This window comes from Nonlabens sp. SCSIO 43208 (assembly GCF_050703575.1).
GTDB lineage: Bacteria > Bacteroidota > Bacteroidia > Flavobacteriales > Flavobacteriaceae > Nonlabens > Nonlabens tegetincola.
Genome location: NZ_CP065365.1, coordinates 116,602 through 129,947, shown reverse-complemented (window position 1 = coordinate 129,947; position 13,346 = coordinate 116,602). Strand labels below are relative to the sequence as shown.

The window sequence follows — 13,346 nt, the reverse complement described above, 5'->3', positions numbered from 1 at the left end:
CTACAAATTTAGTGAATGAGTCGGTAATAAACCTTAAAACTGTCTTAGTTCCACTGTGTCGGTTTCTGGATAGTGTTATGCATCCATAATCCTAGTTGTGAAAATATAAGTAGTAGTTCTAAAATCGGATAGATAATGATGATATCGCTTTCGCGAAAGCGAGATAAACTAGACCCAACAACTATCCAAGAGGTGATGTATCTAGTAATAACAATTGCGGTAACAAATTCCCAGGGCGAAAAGGAAAATGCTAATGCCATAGTGATGAAGAATCCAAACTGCGAAAGATAAAAAAGCCCTAATAAGAACTTATGGCTTGATTTATAATATTGAGCTGTGTTGATGTGTCTTCTTTTTTGACGCCACCAGGCTGCCCAGTTGTTTTTTGAATCGCTTGTTGTAAATGATTTAGGTGATGTGACTACACTGGTGTTTTTTTTGGTTGCTGCCTCGTTCACAAAAAGATCATCATCACCACCCATAATTTTCATGTGAGACATAAAGCCGCTAGTGTCGTAAAAAAGCTTACTTGTGTAGCCTAAATTACGTCCTACTCCCATATACGGATTACCCCACAAGGCATAACTAAAATACTGCATTGCAGTTATAGCTGTTTCAAAGCGAACTAATGCATTGAGCAAATTACCTTTTATCTTACTATAACCACCGTAGCCCAAAGCAAGTTGCTTATCCATGCCGTAGTGGGCACTCATTTCAGTAATCCAATATTCTGTCGCTGGCTTACAATCAGCATCAATAAATAATAATTTGTCGTGACGTGCTTTCTTTATTCCTAAAGTAAGTGCGTACTTCTTGTTGCCCCAAAAGCTTTCATTATTGACCACGTTAACTAGGTGAACTTTATCGTCCTGCTCCATAAATTGCTCTATGACATCAAGAGAGTCATCTATGGAAGCATCGTTTACAATAATGATCTCATAATTCGGGTGAATTTGATCTAGCAAAAAGGGAATATTCTTCTTTAGATGTTGGGCTGCGTTTTTTGCACATACAATCACGGATACAGGATCATCGCTGGATTGTGCTTGTGTACTATTTTTTTGAAAAATAAATTTACTGAAGAACACATAGTAAATAATATTTATCAAGGCAATAATGCCGAATAGAAATAAAGGCCAGTCAGCAATGCTCATTAATGAAAAGTTTAAGCTTGTGCTGTTTCGTTTTTACAATCCTGCTCTTCTGGTAATTTACCACATAGTGAACAGGCTTCTCCATCCTTGTTTAGATAAGGGTTTTGACTTGCACATGTTCCGGCAAATTTACCATCTTTTTTACCCCAAATTTTAATTGCGATACCAGCAACTGCAAGAGCTAATAGACCAAATGATATGAGAAATAATTTCATAGTGCAAAAATACAATTTACAATCTACTTAGATTGAACATTGCACTAATTTTATCTTAATGATAAGATAAACAGTTTCAATGGTATTACTGATTAATTAAGTTTACTTCAGGATGAATTTTTATTCCAAATTTTGAATAAACCTGGTTTTGTATAAATCGAGCTAAATTTATAATGTCAGATCCAGTAGCATTACCATGATTAACCAATACTAACGCTTGTTTATCATGAACAGCCGCATCGCCATCCCTGTATCCTTTAAGTCCACATTTATCAATGAGCCATCCTGCAGGTACTTTAACCTGATCATCGTTTACTGGATATGATGGGATGTCATCATTCAATTCTAGTAGTTTATGGTAAGCAGCCTTATCAATGATTGGATTTTTAAAGAAGCTACCACTGTTCCCTAATAGTTTAGGATCGGGTAATTTACTGCTTCTAATATTGATTACTGCCTGAGCTATTTGATCAATACTTTCTCCCTTATTTAGTTTATTAAGCTCTTTTTGGATAGCTCCATAGCTTGTTTTTACTTGATACTTGTCAGTAAGGTTTAAGTCAGAAAGCTCTAGCGTAACAGAGGTAATTACGTACTTACCTTTAGCTTCATTTTTAAATATGGAATCTCTGTACCCAAATTTACAATCGTCAAGGAATAATGTTTTCTCCTCTTGGGTCTTTAAATCCAGAACCGTACATGAATAGAAAACATCCTTTAATTCAACTCCATAAGCACCTATGTTTTGGATAGGAGAGGTCCCTATATTACCTGGGATAAGAGCTAGGTTTTCAACACCAGCATATCGTTTTGAAATGCAATACATCACAAACTCGTGCCAGTTTTCACCAGCCATTGCTTGTAATCTAACGGTAGTGTTTTCTCTATAGACTTCCTTAATTCCTTTTATTAAAACATGAATTACAGGGGTTTCAATATCCTGGGTAATCAACATATTACTACCGCCGCCAAGTAAAAAAATAGTTTCACGACGGTAGTAAGATAAAGTTTCCTTAAGTTGTTCAATAGAGTTTGTAGGTGAGTACGCTTTCGCGAAAGCGGAAATACCAAAAGTATTAAACTCCTTGAGAGAAAAATTGTGATTTACTTGAATCAAGAATTGTAGGCTTTAAGGGCTTGGTCTAATATATTAACTGCTTTTTTCAACGATTCTTTTTCAAGGACATAGGCAATTCGTATTTGATTTTTACCCATTCCTGGTGTTGAGTAAAAGCCTGCCGCCGGTGCAACCATTATTGTTTCACCATCAACGTCAAAGTTTTCTAGGATCCATTGTGCAAAAACATCGGTATCTTCTACAGGTAATTGAGCTACACAATAGAAAGCTCCGCCAGGGTTTGCTACGGTCACTCCTGGGATTTCTTTGAGTCCAGCGATAAGAATATCTCTACGCTCTATGTATTCATTTATTACTTGATCAAAATAGGTTTGTGGTGTGTCTAATGCAGCTTCGGCAGCTATTTGAGCAAATGTAGGTGGGCTCAATCTGGCTTGTGCAAATTTCATGGCGGTTGCCATTACCTCTTTATTTTTAGAAACCATGCAACCTATACGAGCACCGCACATACTGTAACGTTTTGAAACGGAATCAATCATTATAGCGTGATTGTCTAATTCTTTCATGCTTAATACTGAGAAATGCTCGCGACCGTCATAAGCAAATTCTCTATACACCTCATCGGCAACTAGAAATAAATCGTGTTTTATAACAAGATCAGCTAGTTGTTGCATTTCCTCTTTAGTATACAAGTAACCAGTTGGGTTTCCTGGATTACAAATAAGGATAGCTTTAGTTTTATCAGTAATTAACTTTTCAAATTCACTGATGGCTGGTAATGCAAAATTGTTCTCTATGCTAGTTTCAATAGGCTTTACAGTTACACCACTAGCAGTTGCAAATCCATTATAGTTTGCATAAAATGGTTCTGGAATAATGACCTCGTCACCATAGTCACAAATACTTCCCATAGTGAATAATAGCGCCTCGCTTCCTCCAGTAGAAACAATAATATTATCGTCTTCCAATCCAAATCCAAGTTTGTTGTAATGGGCGATCAATTTATCTCTATAGGATTGATTACCTGCACTGTGGCTGTAAGATAGTACTTCAATATTAGCGCTTTGAACAGCATCAATAGCTTGTTCTGGTGTTTTAATGTCTGGTTGACCTATATTAAGTTGGTAGATATGCTTTCCTTCTTTCTTTGCTTGTTCTGCAAATGGTACCAGTTTTCTCACTGGTGATGAAGGCATTGCTGTACCTTTTTGGGAAATCTGTGGCATCTTTTTCTTTTTTGAGATACAAAAGTAAGGTTTAAGGCTGTTATGTACTAAAACAATTCGATTGCTTATCTTTATAATATATGCTTAAGAAAATTTTGTTTTTTATAGTTTTCATCCAACCCTTGTTGATGATTGCTCAACAAGATTATTTTACTTTTAAAAACGACCAAAAGAAAATTTTTGTTGAATTTGATAATTCTGGTGGATTAATCATAGTTCCCATAGAATTAAATGGCACCAAGCTCAACTTTATGTTAGATACTGGAGCCTCCAAAAATATTATTTATAATCTTAATGGTATTGATTCCCTTGAAATAAAGAAAGGAAAACAATTTAAACTTAAGGGTTATGGAAATAGGAATGGAGTGAATGCGTATGTAAGTGATAATAATGTTTTAAAATTAGGAGATTATGTTAACGAGCAAGCAAGAATTTTTATACTAGCAGAAGAGCAACTATCCCTTTTCAATTTTATAGGAGTGGAAATTAATGGGGTAATAGGTGCTAGTTTTTTTAAAAATGCGGTAGTTAAAATAGATTACGAAAAAAACTATATAACATTAACTCAGGACATAAAGTATTTAAGAGGTTTAAGGCGTTATGATTCAATTCCCATACAACTCTCAAGTGGTAAACCTTATATAAAGAGTGAAATAGTTGAAGCTGATAATTCCTATAATGCCGATGTTTTAATAGATACCGGAAGTAACGACGCTTTATGGATTAATAAACGACCACAGCAATTTAAAATTCCAGAAAAGAATTTTTACGACTTTTTAGGTTTTGGTCTTAATGGGGAAATAAGTGGTTACAGGACTAAGTTAGATCAACTAAATTTCGGGAGCTTCAATTTGCAAAGAATTACTTCATCATTTCCAGATATTAAAGAGTCAAAATTATTGAATTCTAAAAACTTGCTGTCTAGTATTGGCGCAGAGGTGCTTAAGAGGTTTTTCTTAATTTTAGATTACAGAAACAATACAATTTACCTACAGAACACTAGGAAATATCGTGACGGATTCTATTACAATATGTCAGGTATTACAGCAAAATTAGGAAAACGTGAGATTTTCTATAGTTATGAAAGCAAGGCGGAAAATGGTTATGGTAATGAGGTGGATGCGCAGTTAATTCAATTAGATAAACCCGAATATGACATTGTTCAAATACCAGGTATTTACATTGATCAAATCAGAGTAAATAGCGAAGCAGAAAAGGCAGGCTTGCAAGTAGGAGATCAAATTGTCAAAATAAATGGAAGATCTTTCCCCTATTTAACTTTGAATGAGGTAAATGACTTTTTTTACACTAATCCACATTCAACTATTAGGATTACGATTAAAAGAAATGGCAAACAAAAAAGGTATAAGTTTAAACTTATACCTTTAATAGATTAGTTGATAAGCTAATTATTCAATCACGCGTCCCTTTAGTCGCAAAGCAACTTGTTTTTCTTTGATATTAGTAATTACGGTTAGCGTTTTTACGATAGGCCCAATTTTTTTGGTATCATACTTGACTTTAATTACACCAGTTTCTCCAGGTGCAATTGGCTTTTCGGGCTGTTCCAAAATATCGCATCTGCATGAGGAATAGATTTGATAAATTTTTAGAGGATGTTCGCCTGTGTTTTTAAACTTAAAAGTTCTCACACCATCACTGTCTTTTTTAATCTCACCATAGTCAATTGTAGTAGTTTCAAACTCCACAGTTGTCATAGGGTCTAGGGTAGAAGGTTTTTGAGCAACACCCATTTGGGTAAAGCTTAAAAATGCTACCAGTAGTATAAGATTTTTCATCATTTACTTTTTTAGATTTTAAAGGTAAACTAACTCATTTAAAATAGCAGTTAATGCCAGATATAATTTAAGTTAATAGTACTTTTGTCGAAGAAATTTCAAAAATCAAGCCAAACATGTCCCTTGCAACAAAATATGATTCTCAAAAAGCAGAGCAAAAGTGGTACGACTACTGGATGGAAAACGACTTCTTCAAATCTGTTCCAGATGATAGAGAAAGTTATACCATAGTAATTCCGCCGCCTAATGTTACTGGAGTTCTACATATGGGGCACATGCTTAATAATACGATTCAGGATGTTCTTATTAGAAGAGCTAGGTTAAAAGGATATAATGCCTGCTGGGTTCCAGGAACTGATCATGCTAGTATCGCAACCGAGGCAAAGGTGGTGAAGAAGCTTAAAGAGCAAGGTATTGATAAAAATGACCTTACACGAGAGGAATTCCTTGAACATGCTTGGGATTGGACTCATGAATATGGTGGGATAATCCTTGAACAGCTTAAAAAATTAGGAGCTAGTTGCGATTGGTCTCGCACAAAATTTACCATGGATGACGACATGTCAGCTAGTGTGATAAAAGTATTTGTGGACCTTTTTAATAAAGGTAAAATTTATCGTGGATATCGTATGGTAAATTGGGATCCGCAAGCTAAAACTACCTTAAGCGATGAAGAGGTTATTTATGAAGAAAGAAATGGACATCTCTATCATCTAGCTTATAACCTAAAGGATAGTGATGATAAGGTGATCATCGCAACAACCAGACCCGAAACAATCCTGGGTGATACGGCAATATGTGTTCATCCTGAAGATGAAAGGTATCAAAATTTGATAGGTAAAACAGTTATAGTTCCTATTGTTAATCGAGAAATACCAATTATTGCTGATGAGTATGTAGATATGGAGTTTGGTACAGGATGTTTAAAAATAACTCCTGCACACGATGAAAATGACTATAAGTTAGGGAAAAAACACGATCTAGAAATCATTGATATTTTCAATGAAGATGGTAGCCTTAATAGTTATGGTTTGCACTATCAAGGTAAGGATAGATTTGAAGTGCGCAAGTTGATTGCAAAAGAATTAGAAGAGAAAAATTACCTTGTCAAAAAGGAAAACCATATTCATAAGGTAGGTACTAGTGAACGAACCAAAGCAGTCATAGAACCTAGATTGTCTGATCAATGGTTCTTAAAAATGGAAGAACTAGCTCAACCTGCAATAAAGGCTGTAAAAGAAGATATTGTAGAGTTGTTACCAGCTAAGTTTAAGTCTACTTATTTCCACTGGATGGATAACGTTAGAGATTGGAATATATCTCGTCAGTTGATGTGGGGACAACGTATTCCTGCTTATTACTATGGAGATGGAAAAGAGGATTTTGTAGTAGCTGAAAGTATAGAGGATGCTCTTACGCTTTCGCGAAAGCGAACTAACAATAACAATCTACAAGAACAGGATTTAAGACAGGATAATGATGTTCTTGATACCTGGTTTTCCAGTTGGCTGTGGCCTATATCCGTTTTTAACGGGATTCTAGAACCTGAAAATAAAGAGATCAACTATTATTATCCTACGCGAGATCTTGTGACAGGTCCAGATATTCTTTTCTTTTGGGTGGCACGTATGATTGTAGCTGGATATGAGTATAAGGATGAGAAACCGTTTGATAAGGTTTATTTAACTGGACTTGTAAGGGATAAGCAACGACGTAAAATGTCTAAGTCATTAGGGAATTCACCTGATGCGCTTAAATTAATTGAAGAGTTTGGTGCTGATGGTGTAAGAGTAGGACTTTTATTAAGCAGTGCTGCAGGTAATGACCTTATGTTTGATGAAAGCTTATGCCAGCAAGGAAAAGGTTTCGTAAATAAAATGTGGAATGCATTTAGACTAATAAAAGGTTGGGAAATTGATACAAAAATAGAACAACCTTCTTATGCTAAACAAGGAATCCAGTGGTTCCAATCTAGGTTTGCGCAAGTATTAGATGAGGTTGAGGATCACTATTCAAAATATAGAATTAGTGATGTTTTAATGAGCTCCTACAAATTAATTTGGGATGATTTTTGTGGATGGCTGTTGGAAATTATTAAACCAGAATACGGTCAACCTATTGACGCTTTAACCTATAAGCAGGTTATAGAGTTGTTTGAAAATAATTTGCGATTAATTCATCCATTTACTCCTTTTATAAGTGAGGAGATCTGGCAAAGTATTACTGATCGCAAAGTCGAAGATGCATTGTGTATTAACACATGGCCTACGACTGTAAAACCAGATGATAAATTACTTGTGGATTTTGAGATGGTTAAAGACATCATATCTGGTATAAGAACGGTGCGTAAGGAAAAGCAAATTTCATTTAAAAATGAAATCTCTTTAAGTGTTATAAATAATGAAGGTTTATCTGCAGATTATAATGATCTCATCATGAAAATGGGTAATGTTGATTCAATTATGCAGGTAACTGATCAATTATCTGGAGCAGCTAGTTATAGAGTTAAATCAAATGAATACTTCATACCCTTATCAGGAAACGTTGATACGGCTGCAGAGTTAGAGAAATTAGAGGCTGAATTAAAGCGTGCGCAGGGATTCTTATTAGGTGTTCAAAAGAAATTGTCTAATGAACGATTCATTGCCGGAGCTCCTGAAAAAGTAGTCGAGCTTGAACGTAAAAAAGAAGCAGATGCTCTTGCAAAAATTGATACTATTAATGCTAGTATTGTAGCTCTAAAATAATGAGTACGGGTAATATATTTTTAATATTACTAGGCAGCCTGATAGTGGTAGCTTTATGTGTGCTGCTAACTATCTGGTTGCTTAAAAAATTATTGAAACGATGAATGTAATCTCTACCATTGCTATAATTTTTATCGCCATTGTAGTTTGTGTAGCTGCGCTGGCAATATATATTCTAAAGAAAAAATAGTAGTTATATAGTGATTCTTTGGTGTTGAATCACTTGTGTTTACCAAGGTTTAGGGTATAGATCTTCAACGATTTTTATATACCTTCTTTTAGCCTCGCTTTTAGATATATTTTGAACTTGAATTAAAGCATTCATTTTGAAGCCTTGTCGCAAATCATTTAATTCAAAGGATCGATTACTTACATAAGGCTCATCTATAGCTCTTTTGTAGTATGCATAAAGATGTAATTGAGTAGCAAGAGGAACTTCGGACTGTTCCTCAGAACTCGCTTTGTGAAAAGCTGATTCAAAGTACTTATCCAATTCCTTACCTTTAAGAGAATTTAGCCAATGTGGTAATTCCACCTTTTACTTTTTGATTAAGTGATACTTTAACTTCTGTGTCTATGGGTAGATATACGTCTACTCTAGAGCCAAATTTAATAAAACCGCTATCATCACCTTGAATAGCTTGTTCACCTTCTTTGGCGTAATTAACAATGCGTTTTGCAAGTGCACCTGCTATTTGTCTATACATTACTTGCAATTTATTTTTATGATTGATAACAACAGTTGTGCGTTCATTTTCCTCACTAGCTTTTGGGTGCCATGCCACCAAGTATTTTCCTGGATGGTATTTGCTATAAGCAATGGAGCCTCCAATTGGATACCGAGTTACATGAACATTGATAGGAGACATAAAAACGCTTATCATTAAACGTTCTTCCTTAAAATATTCATTCTCCTGTACTTTCTCGATTACAACTACTTTACCATCAACAGGTGATATTATATTGGTTTCGCTTATTGGTGTAGATCTCTTTGGGTTTCTAAAAAATTGCAGAATTAGAATTAAAAAAACAATCGATAATATCCCTACAGCTACTGTAATCCAATGTGGAGGATTGAAATAGGAAACACCTAAATTTAAGGCTCCTGTTATTAAAACAGATATCAGAATAATTTTTGATCCCTCTTTATGAAACATAATTAATAATTAAGAATGTAAGATAAGCAAATGGTGCTGCAAAGATAATACTATCCATGCGGTCAAAGATACCACCATGACCTGGCATGATACTACCACTGTCTTTTATTTGTGCCTGTCTTTTAAATTTAGATTGAATTAAATCACCCAGTGTTCCAAAAAACGCAACTACAAAAGCTATAATTATCCAATGGTATATGGTGTAATCTGTTATTCCTATATTTTGTAAATAAAAGAATAGACCAACACCTGTAAGCATTGCCATAACCAACCCACCTACAAATCCTTCCACGGTTTTTTTAGGTGAGATGCGTTGCATTAATTTATGCTTACCAAAGTTTTTACCAAATAAATAGGCAAAGCTGTCATTGGACCATATGATTGTAAATAGGCCAATTATTAATTCTGGTTTATAGCTTTCTAAAACATCTGGTATTAATGCTAAGAATAAACTTGATCCAATCAAATATAATAAAGCTATAAAGTGTTTTTTTGAATTGAAAAGGGGAATACGATCTGTAAGTATTAAGTCTCTAATAAGGTATAGATTTACTGCTAGTGTTCCAGCTAATAATGCATATATCACATAAAGATAATAATCGTCCAAAGGATCGGGCCACACATTATACCTTACCAGTAAAAGGTAAGCGGCAGGTAGTACGGGATATATTAACCATTGCTTTAGCCTTATCATTGGCATAAGCTCTATCAAGCAAAAAAAGGCAAACAAACAAAATAAACCTATAAACACATCTCGTGAATATAGGGCGCTTAATACCACTAGGGAAACGTATACAATTCCCGAAATAGAACGAACTAATAATTCTCTCATTATAAATCTTCTAATAATAAAAGATAGAGTCTTTTATTAGGTGCTCCATAAGTTTCAATATCCTTACTCTCTTTGCCATCGCCATCTTTAAAGTTTTTAAGAGTAGTAATGTTAGTAGGGATGTATGTTTTACTACGGTGTTTAATGCCTCTCAAACCTTCACCTATATTTTCTACGATCTGACTAGTGCTTGCTAGGACAACAAAGGTGTTAGGTAATTCAGGTAATTTACATTCCTTAATTTGATTTGAAGAAAATAATAAAGCTCCTTTGTCACTTATTAGATATTCACAAGTGGTCAAAAAGAAACTACTGGAGCGATTACTACCCTCAAAATTCAAGTTGAAATTAGGAAATCTTTGTTGTAATTGCTTATCGTGACAAAAAACATCCTTTTCAAAAAAATCATGTTCAACTAAAATATCTTCAAAGTTTGCTTGAATTTCTTCTTCACTTACCGAGTAGAGCAATCTTCCTCCTTGTTGGATAAAATGATGAAAAAATTGTTCGTCTAAAGGCAGTTTTTTTTCAGGCATGTATTTAGAGCGCTCATTATCAGTGCTCTTTGATTCATCGCTTTCTGTTGATTTTTTAAAAAACTTGCCGAATATGCCCATTCTATAAGCAAAAGGATTTAGGGTTGATGTAAATATACTTTTTTAACTAAAAGCATACAAACTATTCTTCTTCATCCTTGCTTGTAGCAGCATCAGTTTGAGTACCGCTTATAGCTGACTTTAATGCAATCGGTTTTTCCTTAATAAAAGGTCTTTTACCAAATATGCGTTCCAAGTCATCCTTGAAAATCACCTCTTTTTCTAAAAGTAATTCTGCCAGTTCGGTTAATTTATCTTGATTGTCTGTCAAGATTTGAATAGCACGTTGATACTGCTCCTCAATAATTTTTGATATTTCTTTATCAATAATTACAGCTGTTTCCTCACTATAAGGTTTGGTCATAGAATATTCTTGTTGACCACTGCTGTCATAATAGGTGATATTACCTATTTTATCATTAAGACCGTAAATAGTCACCATAGCCTTAGCTTGTTTAGTGACTTTTTCTAAATCACTTAAAGCTCCCGTTGAGATTTTATTGAAAATCACCTTTTCTGCTGCACGACCACCCATAGTTGCACACATCTCGTCAAGCATCTGTTCTGGCCTTACAATTTGTCTTTCTTCAGGTAAATACCATGCTGCTCCTAGAGATTGTCCACGAGGAACAATGGTAACCTTAACTAAAGGCGCTGCATGCTCAGTCATCCAACTTACAGTTGCGTGACCAGCTTCATGATAAGCAATTGTCTTTTTCTCGCTAGGTGTGATTAACTTATTCTTCTTTTCAAGTCCACCTACAATACGGTCTACCGCATCTAAAAAGTCTTGTCTGGTTACTGCCTTTTTACCTTTTCTCGCAGCTATAAGTGCTGCCTCGTTACAAACATTGGCAATATCGGCTCCAGAGAATCCAGGTGTTTGTTTTGCAAGAAATGAAGTGTCTAGTTCTTCATCTACTTTCTTAAGCGGTCTTAAGTGAACTTCAAAAATTTGTTCACGTTCTCTTACATCTGGTAGGTCTACATAAATTTGACGATCAAATCTACCTGCTCTCATCAATGCTTTATCAAGTATGTCACCACGGTTGGTTGCAGCAAGCACAATTACATTTGTATTGGTGCCAAAACCATCCATTTCTGTCAATAATTGATTAAGTGTATTTTCACGCTCGTCGTTTGATCCAGAAAAATTAGATTTACCTCTTGCACGACCGATAGCATCAATCTCATCAATAAAAATAATAGATGGTGATTTTTCTTTAGCTTGTTTAAAGAGATCACGTACTCTACTTGCACCTACACCTACAAACATTTCTACAAAGTCTGATCCACTTAATGAGAAGAAAGGAACTTTTGCTTCACCAGCTACCGCTTTAGCAAGTAATGTTTTACCTGTACCAGGCGATCCTATCAAAAGGGCTCCTTTAGGAATTTTACCACCTAGCGAAGTATATTTTTCTGGATTTTTAAGAAAATCTACGATTTCTTGAACTTCTTCTTTAGCACCTTCTAATCCTGCAACATCTTTAAAAGTTGTTTTAATATCAGTTTTTTGGTCAAAAAGCTTTGCTTTTGATTTACCTATATTAAAAATTTGACCACCAGCGCCACCACCAGCTCCAGCACTCATCCTACGCATGATAAAAATCCAAATCGCAAGAATTATAATAAAGGGTAGGAAGGTGCCTACGTAACTTAAAAATCCTTCCTCTTCTGGATCAAAAGTATATTCAGTATCTAGATTATTCTGTTCTTTTATCTCAGAAAACTTTTCTTCAAACTTTTCTTGTGAACCATAATTTGCGACATATTGTGGTATAGGAATATTTGATCCTACTTCACTACCTCGTTTAGCATCTTTATGCTGGTCTTCCTTTTTTGCTTCATCAGTAAGAAAAATGTTAGCTTTTCTTCTGTTTCCTACAATAACAACTTTTTTTACATCACCGTCTTTTAGGTAAGTATAGAAGTCTTGTATAGATATTTCTTTTGGTGAGTATAATTGGTCAGTAAATAGACTGTATCCAAAAAATAATAATCCCAAAGGAATAATAATCCACCAAATGCTGAATTTTGGTTTACCTGAATTCATTAAAGGTTTGCGTGGATCTTTATTAGGTGCTTTTTTATCAGACATGTTTTTTCTTCTTCAATTTTAGTAAGTACTTTCAATAACTGTGATTTTTGCATCACCCCATAATCCTTCTAGGTCGTAATATTCTCTAATAGGTTTCTGAAAAACGTGAACAACTACATCAACATAGTCAATAAGTACCCATTCACCTTGATCTGTACCTTCTACATGCCAGGCTTTTTCTTGCAATTCTTTACTTACTTTCTTCTGAATAGAGTTAACGATAGCGTTAACTTGAGTATTGGAGTTACCGTTGCAAATAATGAAGTAACTAGTTACGGTATTGTCTAAATCCCTTAGGTCCATTATAGTAATGTCATTTCCTTTGACATCTTCTATTCCGGCAATGATTTGGCTTATTAATGTATCTGTAGGTACTGCTGTTTTAGTCATTAAAAACTTTTTGTTAAGTACAAATTTATTTCTTTTTTGTTCTAGAATTGC

General features: G+C 34.7%; 13 protein-coding genes. 2 read left to right on the top strand and 11 right to left on the bottom strand.

Annotated elements, in window-relative coordinates:
* Window positions 1-44: 44 nt before the first annotated feature.
* The 4 genes from I5168_RS00690 to I5168_RS00675 form a co-directional block, all read right to left on the bottom strand.
* Window positions 45-1,154 carry a glycosyltransferase gene (locus tag I5168_RS00690; protein ID WP_338351055.1) on the bottom strand — a complete coding sequence of 370 codons (1,110 nt, stop codon included), beginning with the start codon at window positions 1,152-1,154 and terminating at the stop codon, window positions 45-47.
* 11 nt (window positions 1,155-1,165) lie between these two features.
* On the bottom strand, window positions 1,166-1,369 hold the full coding sequence (locus I5168_RS00685) for a membrane or secreted protein (RefSeq protein ID WP_431472138.1): 204 nt from the start codon (window positions 1,367-1,369) through the stop codon (window positions 1,166-1,168).
* 85 nt (window positions 1,370-1,454) lie between these two features.
* The gene (gene murB, locus I5168_RS00680) at window positions 1,455-2,486 is read right to left on the bottom strand and encodes a UDP-N-acetylmuramate dehydrogenase (protein WP_431472137.1); all 1,032 of its coding nucleotides are present in this window, start codon (window positions 2,484-2,486) and stop codon (window positions 1,455-1,457) included.
* Complete coding sequence (locus I5168_RS00675) at window positions 2,483-3,673, bottom strand: pyridoxal phosphate-dependent aminotransferase (RefSeq protein WP_060523027.1); 1,191 nt, start codon at window positions 3,671-3,673, stop codon at window positions 2,483-2,485. Before I5168_RS00675 ends, murB begins: the two co-directional genes overlap by 4 nt.
* 80 nt (window positions 3,674-3,753) lie before the next feature.
* Between I5168_RS00675 and I5168_RS00670 the strand changes: the two genes are divergently transcribed.
* The gene (locus I5168_RS00670) at window positions 3,754-5,070 is read left to right on the top strand and encodes an aspartyl protease family protein (RefSeq protein ID WP_167343196.1); all 1,317 of its coding nucleotides are present in this window, start codon (window positions 3,754-3,756) and stop codon (window positions 5,068-5,070) included.
* Window positions 5,071-5,082: 12 nt separating this feature from the next.
* Here I5168_RS00670 and I5168_RS00665 read toward each other — a convergent pair whose 3' ends face one another.
* A complete protein-coding gene (locus tag I5168_RS00665) occupies window positions 5,083-5,472 on the bottom strand; it encodes a DUF1573 domain-containing protein (RefSeq protein WP_167343197.1) in 390 nt (129 codons plus the stop codon).
* Between the two features lie 116 nt (window positions 5,473-5,588).
* Here I5168_RS00665 and I5168_RS00660 point away from each other — a divergent pair, with 116 nt between their 5' ends.
* Window positions 5,589-8,219, top strand: coding sequence for a valine--tRNA ligase (locus I5168_RS00660; protein ID WP_431472136.1), 2,631 nt, complete (start codon window positions 5,589-5,591; stop codon window positions 8,217-8,219).
* Between the two features lie 229 nt (window positions 8,220-8,448).
* Here I5168_RS00660 and I5168_RS00655 read toward each other — a convergent pair whose 3' ends face one another.
* The 6 genes from I5168_RS00655 to rsfS all read right to left on the bottom strand — a co-directional run bounded on the left by I5168_RS00655 (window position 8,449) and on the right by rsfS (window position 13,295).
* Window positions 8,449-8,754: an acyl-CoA-binding protein gene (locus tag I5168_RS00655; protein ID WP_105018448.1), complete on the bottom strand. Its 306-nt coding sequence runs from the start codon at window positions 8,752-8,754 to the stop codon at window positions 8,449-8,451.
* Window positions 8,723-9,376: a phosphatidylserine decarboxylase family protein gene (locus I5168_RS00650; RefSeq protein WP_105018449.1), complete on the bottom strand. Its 654-nt coding sequence runs from the start codon at window positions 9,374-9,376 to the stop codon at window positions 8,723-8,725. The genes I5168_RS00655 and I5168_RS00650 overlap by 32 nt, the downstream gene beginning before the upstream one ends.
* Window positions 9,366-10,208, bottom strand: a complete 843-nt coding sequence (locus I5168_RS00645) for a phosphatidate cytidylyltransferase (protein ID WP_105018450.1) — start codon at window positions 10,206-10,208, stop codon at window positions 9,366-9,368. The genes I5168_RS00650 and I5168_RS00645 overlap by 11 nt, the downstream gene beginning before the upstream one ends.
* Window positions 10,208-10,825, bottom strand: a complete 618-nt coding sequence (locus I5168_RS00640; RefSeq protein ID WP_105018451.1) for an LUD domain-containing protein — start codon at window positions 10,823-10,825, stop codon at window positions 10,208-10,210. Before I5168_RS00640 ends, I5168_RS00645 begins: the two co-directional genes overlap by 1 nt.
* 61 nt (window positions 10,826-10,886) lie before the next feature.
* Entirely contained in the window at window positions 10,887-12,905 is a 2,019-nt protein-coding gene (gene ftsH, locus I5168_RS00635; RefSeq protein WP_060523023.1) for an ATP-dependent zinc metalloprotease FtsH, read from the bottom strand.
* An 18-nt stretch (window positions 12,906-12,923) separates the two neighbouring features.
* Window positions 12,924-13,295 (bottom strand): ribosome silencing factor, encoded by a 372-nt coding sequence (gene rsfS, locus I5168_RS00630; RefSeq protein WP_042278853.1) that lies wholly within the window; start codon window positions 13,293-13,295, stop codon window positions 12,924-12,926.
* Window positions 13,296-13,346 lie beyond the last annotated feature (51 nt).

What these genes read in the sequence shown, in the direction of transcription:
- rsfS (WP_042278853.1), bottom strand. Translation starts at nt 13,295, where the DNA reads ATGACTAAAACAGCAGTACCTACAGATACATTAATAAGCCAAATCATT.
- I5168_RS00640 (WP_105018451.1), bottom strand. Translation starts at nt 10,825, where the DNA reads ATGGGCATATTCGGCAAGTTTTTTAAAAAATCAACAGAAAGCGATGAA.
- ftsH (WP_060523023.1), bottom strand. Translation starts at nt 12,905, where the DNA reads ATGTCTGATAAAAAAGCACCTAATAAAGATCCACGCAAACCTTTAATG.
- I5168_RS00690 (WP_338351055.1), bottom strand. Translation starts at nt 1,154, where the DNA reads ATGAGCATTGCTGACTGGCCTTTATTTCTATTCGGCATTATTGCCTTG.
- I5168_RS00665 (WP_167343197.1), bottom strand. Translation starts at nt 5,472, where the DNA reads ATGAAAAATCTTATACTACTGGTAGCATTTTTAAGCTTTACCCAAATG.
- I5168_RS00670 (WP_167343196.1), top strand. Translation starts at nt 3,754, where the DNA reads ATGCTTAAGAAAATTTTGTTTTTTATAGTTTTCATCCAACCCTTGTTG.
- I5168_RS00675 (WP_060523027.1), bottom strand. Translation starts at nt 3,673, where the DNA reads ATGCCACAGATTTCCCAAAAAGGTACAGCAATGCCTTCATCACCAGTG.
- I5168_RS00645 (WP_105018450.1), bottom strand. Translation starts at nt 10,208, where the DNA reads ATGAGAGAATTATTAGTTCGTTCTATTTCGGGAATTGTATACGTTTCC.
- I5168_RS00650 (WP_105018449.1), bottom strand. Translation starts at nt 9,376, where the DNA reads ATGTTTCATAAAGAGGGATCAAAAATTATTCTGATATCTGTTTTAATA.
- I5168_RS00685 (WP_431472138.1), bottom strand. Translation starts at nt 1,369, where the DNA reads ATGAAATTATTTCTCATATCATTTGGTCTATTAGCTCTTGCAGTTGCT.
- I5168_RS00660 (WP_431472136.1), top strand. Translation starts at nt 5,589, where the DNA reads ATGTCCCTTGCAACAAAATATGATTCTCAAAAAGCAGAGCAAAAGTGG.